Origin of the sequence: Deinococcus planocerae, assembly GCF_002869765.1 — a bacterium.
Taxonomy (GTDB): Bacteria; Deinococcota; Deinococci; order Deinococcales; family Deinococcaceae; genus Deinococcus; species Deinococcus planocerae.
Map to the genome: position 1 here is coordinate 49,304 of NZ_PNOR01000027.1, position 9,273 is coordinate 58,576.

6 protein-coding genes are annotated in these 9,273 nt (G+C 71.2%); 2 read left to right on the forward strand and 4 right to left on the reverse strand.

All coding sequences use genetic code 11. The features are described 5' to 3' along the window. Nucleotides 1-109: 109 nt before the first annotated feature. From A7B18_RS21515 to A7B18_RS15205, 4 genes are all read right to left on the reverse strand, one after another. Complete coding sequence (locus A7B18_RS21515) at nt 110-427, reverse strand: hypothetical protein (RefSeq protein WP_146009555.1); 318 nt, start codon at nt 425-427, stop codon at nt 110-112. Between the two features lie 200 nt (nt 428-627). Beyond that, the gene (locus A7B18_RS15195) at nt 628-3,513 is read right to left on the reverse strand and encodes a GAF domain-containing sensor histidine kinase (protein ID WP_102127539.1); all 2,886 of its coding nucleotides are present in this window, start codon (nt 3,511-3,513) and stop codon (nt 628-630) included. Nucleotides 3,514-4,037: 524 nt separating this feature from the next. After that, complete coding sequence (locus tag A7B18_RS15200) at nt 4,038-4,721, reverse strand: response regulator (RefSeq protein ID WP_102127540.1); 684 nt, start codon at nt 4,719-4,721, stop codon at nt 4,038-4,040. Nucleotides 4,722-4,798: 77 nt separating this feature from the next. Beyond that, nucleotides 4,799-6,589: an ABC transporter substrate-binding protein gene (locus A7B18_RS15205; RefSeq protein WP_102127541.1), complete on the reverse strand. Its 1,791-nt coding sequence runs from the start codon at nt 6,587-6,589 to the stop codon at nt 4,799-4,801. Between the two features lie 302 nt (nt 6,590-6,891). On the opposite strand from A7B18_RS15205, the gene hslO reads away from it, so the two are divergent. After that, nucleotides 6,892-7,803 carry an Hsp33 family molecular chaperone HslO gene (gene hslO, locus A7B18_RS15210; RefSeq protein ID WP_102127542.1) on the forward strand — a complete coding sequence of 304 codons (912 nt, stop codon included), beginning with the start codon at nt 6,892-6,894 and terminating at the stop codon, nt 7,801-7,803. Between the two features lie 399 nt (nt 7,804-8,202). Further along, the gene (locus A7B18_RS15215) at nt 8,203-9,189 is read left to right on the forward strand and encodes a tRNA nucleotidyltransferase/poly(A) polymerase family protein (protein ID WP_102127543.1); all 987 of its coding nucleotides are present in this window, start codon (nt 8,203-8,205) and stop codon (nt 9,187-9,189) included. Nucleotides 9,190-9,273 lie beyond the last annotated feature (84 nt).

Genomic DNA, 9,273 nt, shown 5'->3' on the forward strand with positions numbered 1-9,273 from the left:
ACCAGCAGTCAGGAAAAAGAGAGGCGCCCCAGCGAAAGCCAGGGCGCCTTCATATTTTTACAGAAGAATAAATTCTCGACACAATATGGAAGGCAGGTCCCTCAGAGAATCAGGGGGCCATTTGAAACTTTTGGCTCAGCTTCGTGTACACTTCCTTAACGCTCTGATCGGTGGGGGAGTCTGCACGCACTTCCATCAGGCTACCTTTATAGGTATGCATGACCATCGTCGTGTTCCCAGATTGGAGCGCCGTAAAGGTTACTTGGATGTTAGAACCCAAACCGGGAAGAGCTGGGCTCTTCAAGACCACCTGAGTAGGCGTCCTCTCGGCAACACTGAAATAGTTGGTCGATCCTCCCACGTTCAGCGCCGGGCCGATTTCAGCGATGGCCGCAGTTACCTCCGCAGAGGTGGCGACGTAATTCATAGGCTTCTGCGCCTGTGTGGGAGCGCAGGAAGCAAGAGCGAGGACCGGGGCCAGCAGTAGCAGCTTTCTCATGCCATTTAAAAGTAACGCACAGCTCCTCCAACCGAGAGCGAATTTGCCGCATATCGGGGCCCCCAAATGGGGGTTGTTAAACAGGATGGGTGTGGCACAACTCCTCAAACAAGAGCAAACCTTCTGCCTCACCCCGGCAGCCTGAACCTCAGCGTCGTGCCGCGCCCCGGCTCGCTGTCCACCTCCAGCTCTCCCCCGGCGAGGGTCACGCGCTCGCGCAGGCCGAGAAGGCCCAGGTGGCCCTCCTGGGCGCGGGCCTGCGCCTGCGCCTGGGTGAAGCCCTGGCCGTCGTCGCTGATCGCCACGCGCACCCCGTCCTCCTCGAAGCCGACGCGGATGGCGGCACTCGCGGCGCGGGCGTGCCGGTCCACGTTCGTCAGGGCTTCTTGCGCCAGCCGGAACACCGTGAGTTCGAGGGCGGGCGCGAGCCGCCGCTCGGCCCCGCTGACCTCCAGCCGGGCGTCCGTCTGCGCCTGCGAGACGAGCCATTCGAGCGCTGGAAGCAGCCCGAGGTCGTCGAGCACGCTGGGGCGCAGGTTGCGGGCGAAGCGGCGCACGCTCTCGATGGCGGCGCCGAGGTCTCCCAGGATGTCGTCCGCCCGCGCCCGCTGCTCGCCCCCCAGCTCGCGGGCGAGGCGGGCGACCCGGCGGGTGGTGGCGACGAGCACCTGCGCCGTGTCGTCGTGGAGTTCGCGGCTGATGCGGCGGCGCTCTTCCTCCTGCGCCTGGGTAAATAAGGTGAGGTAGCTTCGCAGCTCCAGCGTGCGGCTCGTCGCGGCCTCCAGCGCCTGCCCGCGCCGTTGAATCTCGTCGGCGAGCGTCTGGAGTTCCGAGAGGTCACGGGCGACGGTCAGCACGCCGTGGAGCACACCCCCGGGCCGAACGGCACTCAGCCGCACCTCCAGGCGGTACCCGGCGACCTCGATCTCCGCGCGACCCCCGGCGGGGTGGGTGTGGGCGGCGTCCCAGGCGGCTTGCAGGGCGGGCCGGGAGGCGGGCGTGGCGAGATGCAGTAGCGAGGCGCCGACGAGCGGCCCGGTGAGCGGTGCGAGGAGGCGGGTCGCGGCGGGATTGGCGTAGGTGACGGTGCCCGAGGGGTCGGCGCTCAGGATCAGGTCGTGGGCGCCCTCCGCGAGCTGGCGGTAGCGGGCCTCCTCGCGGGCGAGGGCGGCGAGGAGACGCTCGCGGGTCAGCGTCAGCGCCATCTGGTCGGCGACGCTGCGGGCGAGTTGCAGGACGCGGTCGCTGGGGGCCTCCGCCCCCGGGTCGTCGGCGTAGAGGAAGCCGAGCACCGTGTCTGCGCCCGCCCCGCCGCGCAGGGGCACGATCAGGGCGCTTCCCGCCCCCGGCAGGGCGTAGCGGCGGCTGAGGGGCCGGGGACCGCGCCCGACCTGCGCGAGCAGCCCCGCGAGGTCGGCGGGGGTGAGCGGCGGCAGGTTGAAGCCCGCGCTCCACGAGACCTCGCCCGTCTCCCCCCCTGTCAGGGCGATCAACCCGCGCCCGGCATTCAGGGCCAGGGTGGCGAGCCGGACGGCCTCGGCCAGGGCGCGGTCGCTCTGGTCCTCGCCCAGCAGGCGACCGACGTTCAGCAGCACGGCGGCCTCGCGCTCGCGGCGCAGCTCCTCCTCGTACAGGCGGGCGTTCTCGATGGCCAGGGAAGCCTGCGCGGCGAACACCTCCGTCAGGGCGAGGTCGTCCGCGTCGAGGGGAAGGGGGGCCTTCCAGTACAGGGTCAGGGCCCCGAACACGCTCGCCCGCGTGCCCAGCGGCAGGCCGATCACGCCGCGGTACGGGTAGCGGCCCTGGGCGAGGAGCTGCCGGGTGTAGCGGCTCCCCCCGCCGAGGTGCGCGGTGTTGAGGTCGAGCGCCGTGACGATCTCGCGCCGCTCGACGGCCCGCCCGGTCACGCCCGCCCCCACCTTGGCCCGCACCCGCAGGACGTATTCGCTGGGAAGGCCCACCGCGCTGCGGATGTTGAGGGTGCGCCCGTCGGGTTGCAGCTCGTACACGCCCGCCGCGTCGGCGCCGAAGAGGGCGGTGGCCCGCTCCAGAATGCGCTCCAGCGTGTCGCTGAGGTGCAGGCTCCCGGCCAGCGCCGCGCCCGCCTCGCGCAGCGCCTCGGCGGCCTCGCGCTTGCGGGTCTCGATGCCGTAGAGCCGCGCGTTGTCGATGGCGAGGGACGCCTGCTCGGCGAGGGCGAGCACGAGGCGGGTGTCGTCCTCGGTCACGCGGGCTCCCGGCGAGCGGCTGTCCACGTAGAGCAGCCCCAGCGGGCGGCCCCGGGCGGTCAGCGGCGCGATCAGGGCCACCTCCGGGTCGAGTTCCGCCAGCCCGGCCCCCAGCGGCGTGCCCGCGTCCCGCGCCTTCTCGAAAAGGATCACCTCGCCGCGCCCGGTCAGCCGCCCGAGGGACACCGGCCCCACCCCGATCCCGCCCGTGAAGGAGGGACCCAGGCCGTGGGTGAACACCTCCCCCGTCCGCGCCCCGTCCTCGCCCAGTTCGCTGAACAGGCCCACGAAGGCCCGCCCGAAACCCAGCGCCAGCGCGGCACTCTCCGCCGTCGCCGTCAGCACCTCCGCGAGGTCGAGGCTCCCCCCCAGCCGCCGCACCAGCCGCTCCACCGTCTCGGCAATTCGCCCCTGCCCACGCCGCGCCTCCCGCGCCTGCACCCCCTCCAGCGCGAGGGTCAGGAGCGGCGCGAGTCCCGCCATGACCTCCACCCCCACCGGGTCCGCCCCCACGAGTTCGAGCACCCCGCCCCCGAAGGGCACGCAGGCGAGCATCCCCTCCTCCAGCCGCCCCCCCTGCGCCAGCGAGCGGGCGGCCAGCGTGCCGTCACTCAGCCCCAGCCCCCGCCCCTCCTCCCCCACCACGGCGAGTGAACCGCCCACCACCGCCCACACCTGGACGCCGTGCGCCCGCACCGTCCGGCAGGCGAACTCGGCCAGGGCGGCGCCGAACGCACGAACTGTGGGCGCGGCGCTGAGGTCGGGGGGGAAGGGGGGGAGGGTCATGGGGAGTGAGGGAAGGCGGGGGTTGAGCAGATGGTAGAGCGTGGGCGGGTTGGGGACAGGGTATGGGGGTTTGGGGGCGCTGGGGGAGGTTGCGGTTTACCCCCCTCCCAACCTCCCCCACAAGGGGGAGGAGCAAAAAGACAGCGTGTTGGGCGGGACAGGGCATGGGAGGTGGTCACACGCCCCCTCACCCCAACCCTCCGCTCCGCGGCTCTTCGAGTCACCCGCAAGGGGAGAGGGAGATAAGAAGCGGAAGCTGTTGCACTGTTCAAAACGTCTCTCCGGACGCCCGATGGGTGGTAGAGGGTGGACGGTCCAGGCCCACAACCACGTCGGCTCGCGCAGCGAGACGGTGGGCCCACGACTGGGACGCGACAAGATCCAACATTGCGCTGGGAAAGACCCGACCACCCGCGCCGCCCGTGTGCCCTTGCCGAGCGCAGCGCCGCTCCCCCTGCCCCCCCTGGGGGTAGGGGGCAGGGGGGTGGGGGTAAACCGTGGCACGATGCCCAGCCCCAAAACCCTTACACCGTCTTCGGATCAATCCACCCCCGCTTGATCCCGTACAGCACCGCCTCCGTCCGGCTCCCCACCCCCAGCTTCGAGAAGATGTTGGCGAGGTGAACCTGCACCGTCCGCGGGCTGATGTCGAGGTCCCGGGCGATCTCCTTGTTCGTGCGACCCGTGGCCGCCACCCGCAACACCTCCAGCTCGCGGGGGCTGAGCGCGTCCTCCGGCGGCGTCGGCGTCTGCTGCGCGCTGAACCGTTCGAGCACCTTGCGGGCGACGGAAGGATGCAGCGCACTCTCCCCCGCCGCGACCGCCCGCACCGCGCCGAGCAGGTCGTCCTCGCTGGCATTCTTGAGCAGATACCCGGCGGCCCCCGCCTCCAGCAGCGCGAAGACGTAGGCGTCGTCGTCGTAGCTCGTCAGCACGAGGACGCCCACGGTGGGCCGCTCGGCCTTGATGACGCGGGTGGCCTCGATGCCGTTCATGCCCGGCATGGACACGTCCATCAGGATCACGTCGGGGTGCAGGGCCCGGGCCTTGAGCACGGCGTCTTCGCCGCTGTCGGCCTCGCCCAGCACGCGCAGGTCGCTTTCGCCCTCCAGCAGCTCGCGGGTGCCCTTGCGGACGACGGGGTGGTCGTCCACCAGGAGCAAGGTGATGGGCCGCCCGTGGACGGAGGAGGTGTCGCGGTCGAGCATGGAGGCAGGATACCCGCGCGGGCACGGAAGAGGGGCCGCATCCACGCGCGGAATGCGGCCCCGGGGAGACAGGCGGCTTACGACTTGCTGAGGTCCTTCCAGTAGGTCCCGGTGCGGAAGGCGAGCATGGGATTGAAGGTCTCGCGGCTGATGCCCTGAAGGTTGTCGCGGTAGGCGAGGATGCCGGGGTTGCTCGGCATCAGGACGTAGTAGGCCTGATCGAGGGCGCGGCGGGCGACCTGGCCGTACAGCTCATTGCGGCGCTCGGCGTCGGTGATCGTGCGCGCCTCCCCAATCCAGCCGTCGATCTGCGCGTCTTTGAAGTTCAGCCGGGGCTGGTAGTACCCGTCGCTGGCGTAGAAGGTGTGGACGAAGTTGTCGGCGTCGGCGTAGTCGGGGGCCCAGCCCGTGATGATCATGACCTCACGCCCGGCGCCGCCGTCCTCGAGGATCTCGCTCCACTGCTTGCTCTGGATGTTCACCCGGAACTTGGGGTTCAGCGACTCGATGTTGCGCTTGAGCAGCTCCATCGCGGTCTGGGCGGGCACGCTCCCGGCGCGGTAGGTGGCGGTCAGGGTAAAGCCCTGCTGCCACACCCGGCCCCCCCACGCCCGCTGGAACGCCTGCCGGGCGGCATCGAGGTTAAACTCCGGCGCCGCGAGGCTCTGGTCGTAGCCCGGGAAGGTGTCGGGGAGCAGGAAGTTGCGCGCCTCGCCCTTGCCGCCCTGCACCTCCTCGATGTAGGTGGGCACGTCGAAGGAGGCCACGAAGCCGCGCCGCACGTCCACGTCGCTGAAGAAGTTGGCCGGGATGCCCTGCCCGTTGAGCTGACCGCTCCCGAGCAGCGAGGCGTCCTTGATGTTCTGGTTCATCGAGATGCCGAAGGCGCTGATGTCGGGCAGGTCGTCGAGGACGGCGACCCCCGGCTGGCCGCGAAGCTGCTCCTCCACGATGGGCCGCCCACCCGTCTCGATCAGGTCGGCGTCACCGCGCAAAAAGGCCTGCTGCCGCGCCGCCTGCTCGGGCACGACCTGGATGATCACGTTCTTGATCTTCGCCTTCTCACCCCAGTAGTCCGCGAAGGCCTCGGCGGTCAGGGCGCTGGAGGTCTTCTGGAGAAAGCGGTACGCGCCCGTGCCGCTGGGGTTTTGCGCGAGGGGGCTGCCTGTGAGGTCTTGGCCCACCGCCGCCTTCCAAGTCGCCTCGGTGCCGTCCCACTCACCGATTTTCTTGGCGTGCTCGCTGTCCACGATGCTCTGGCCGGTGTAGGCGAGCTTGGAGAGAAACGCCGGGTCCACCTTGGGCAGCGTGAAGACGAGGGTCCCGCCGTCGCACTTTACGGCGTTCGTGATCCGCTCCCAGGTGATGCTGGAGTCGTCGTTGGCGTTGCTGCCGGTGCCGAGCAGGCTCTCCGAGAGAAACCAGTTGCCGCTGTCGCTCGTGTTCGTCACGAGGTTGCGCCGGAAGGTGTACTCGGCGTCGGCGCACGTAAAGTCGTTGCCCGAGTGGAACTTCACGCCTTCCCGCAGGGTGAAGCGGTACTCGCGCCCGTCATTGGCCGCCCTCCACTCGGTGGCGAGCAGGGGCCGCAGGTCCGAGAGGCTGCTTCCCTGGTACGTCAAGAGCGTCTCATACAGGTTCTCGACAACCTGCCCGCTCGACGTGTCGTACGTCGTGCCCGGATCGAGCGTGGGGATGTCGGCGCTCTCCTGCACGACGAGGGTGCCGGTCGCGCCGCTCGCCGTGGACGTGCCGCCGCCCGCCGACGTGGTGCCGCTGTTATTGTTGGCGTTCCGGTTGTCGCAGGCCGCCAGAGCCAGGGCGAGCGTGGCGAGGGCGGCGGCGCGGAGGGAAAGGGAATTCTTCATGGTGGCTCCTGGGGGCGCTCGTGTAGCCAGACACACGGTTCGAGCGAAGGGTTCGTGGCAAGGGCCGCCGGGGTGGACGGGCTTGATGCGTCAGGGTAGGGGCCACTCGTGAGTGCTTTTCCCTGTTCCGTTCAAGATTTGTGAGTAAGGGAGACAGCCGGAAATCAGAGGGTGCCAAGCTCACGAAAGGTGAGTCGGACATCACTGTCAGCCGAGGCTCCTCGGGCTCTTCTCCTGCCCGGCTCCCGCCGAATGCGAGCCCTCCCACAGCCGCCTTGAGTGTGCTCGTGTAAGGTTTCCTAATGACTTTGAACGCCCATGCGGATTCTTTCGTGTTGCGCGGCACGGCGGCGGGCGGAACCCTGCGCCTCGTCGGCATCGACGCGACGGCCCTGGTCGAAGAGGCCCGGCTGCGCCACCACCTCAGCAAGACGGCGACCGCCGCGCTGGGCCGGACGCTGGCGGCCTCGGCCCTGCTCGCCGTGGTGCTGGGCAAGAAGCCCGACAGCCGGGTCACCGTGCGCATTCAGGGGGGCGGCCCCGTGGGCTGGATCGTCGCGGAGGGGAGCGCGGACGGCCTGGTGCGCGGCTACGTGCGCGAGCCCGGCGCCGACCTGCCCGTCCGTGAGCGTGACGGCAAGCTCGACGTGAGCGGCATCGTGGGCACCGAGGGCGAGCTGGCGGTCACGCGGCTGCTCGACAACGGCGAGCCCTACACCGGCAGCGTGGAACTCGTGAGCGGCGAGATCGCCGAGGACGTGAGCACCTACCTGGGCGTGTCCGAGCAGATTCCGAACGCCGTGCTGCTCGGCGTGTACGAGGAGGGGGGCCGGGTGGCCCGCGCGGGCGGCCTGCTCGTGCAGGCGATGCCCGGCGTGCAAGGCGAGACGCTCGCCCGGCTGGAGGCGAACATCCGCGCCATCGGGCAGCTCACCGATCACTTGCGGCGGGGCAGCCTGCTGGAGACCATGCAGGCCGCCGCCGAGGGCCTGGACCTGACGCTGGCGCCGGGGGCGCAGGCCGCCCGCTTCCAGTGCCGCTGCTCGCGGGGCAAGGCCCTCGACAGCCTGAAGTTCTTCGCGCCCGGCGAGCGGCGGGAGATGATCGAGGAGGGCGGGCAGGAGATCGTCTGCCACTGGTGCGGCGAGCACTACCAGATGACCCCCGCCGAGATCGCCACCCTCGACGCCGCGCCGGAGCGGGCGCAGGCTTAAGAGCGCCCCGCAGAAGAAAGCCTTAGGAACGGAACACGGGCCTTCTCTCCCGTGTTCCGCCTCTCTTTTCTCTGACAGCTTCTCCCGCCGCCGTGACGTTCAGGGCCTCCGCGGGCCAGCCCCGCGCCGCCTGCGTCGGCATGGGGGCACCCGGTCGAAGGTGCGGGTCCTTGCCGCGCCGTTCGCATCCGGCGGCGAGCGTGGACACAGCCTCAAGGTGAGCCTCACCCGGCGCACGGCTACACGCATAATGGCCGCCATGAACCGACTGGTCCTCGCGTCGCCGCCTCCCCCCGCGCACGTCCGGGCCAGCCGCTCGCCGACCACCGGGACCGACCAGCCGGGGAAGAGGGTGCCCCCGAGGGTCGGGCGGGTTCTCTCCAACGCCAGAACGTTTCGATGACGGTGGAAGACGGCGATCTCGCAGCCCGGGCGTGGGAGCGGGTGCAAGCGCAGGACCGCGCGTGGCTCACGGCCCTCGCGCGGCGGGCGGGCGGGGACGCGCGGGTCGCCCTCGTCGGCGGCGCGGTGCGGGACGCCTTGATCGGCGAGACGCCGCTCGACCTCGACGTGGTGGTGGAGGGCGCACAGGCCGGGACGCTCGCGGCGGGGACGGGCCTGCCTCACCTCGTCCACCCGGCCTTCGGGAACGCGACCGTGACCCTGCCGGATGGGCGCCGCGCCGACCTCGTGCGGGCGCGGCGGGAGAGTTACCCGGTGCCGGGTGAGAACCCGGTGCCCGAGCCCGGCACGTTGGGAGACGACCTGCGGCGGCGCGACTTCGGGCTGAACGCGCTCGCGCTGCTCGTGGACCCCGCCGGAAGCGTCACCCTCCTCGACGAGGTGGGCGGCCTGGGGGACCTGGAGGCGCGGACGCTGCGGCCCCTGCACCCGCGCTCCTTCCACGAGGACGCGAGCCGCCTCGTGCGGGGGGCGCGGCTTGCCGGGCGGCTCGGGCTCACGCCCCACCCCGAACTGCTGCGGCAGGTGCCGGGCGCGCTGGACATGGCCGGGCAGCCCCCCCGCCTGCACGCCGAACTGCGCCTGCTGCTGGAGGAACCGAGGCCGGGCCGCGCCGCCCGCGTGCTGGAGGAGTGGGGGGCGGGGGCATTGTTGCCCCCGGGGGTCCCCGAACGGCTGGAGGCGCTCGACGCCCGGCAGGACGCGGGCCAGTGGGTGCCCCCGCAGGCGTACGGGGCCGCCCTCCTCGGGGCCGCCCCCGACCCCGCCGCGCTCGCCGCCCGGCTGGGCCTGGGGGAGAAGCCGGGGGCGCTCCTCGCCCGCGCCCTGGGGGACGCGCCCGCCGGGCCCGGAACGCCCGAGGGCGTGCTGCGCGCCCTGCTGCGCCCCTCGTCGCGGTGGCGGGCGTGTTGCCCATGCACCTGAGGCTGGGCCCGGCCCTGGCGTGGGTGGGCGTGCAGACGGCGCTCCTGCTCGTGATCCTGGGGGGGCGCTTGGGAGGGCCCGCCG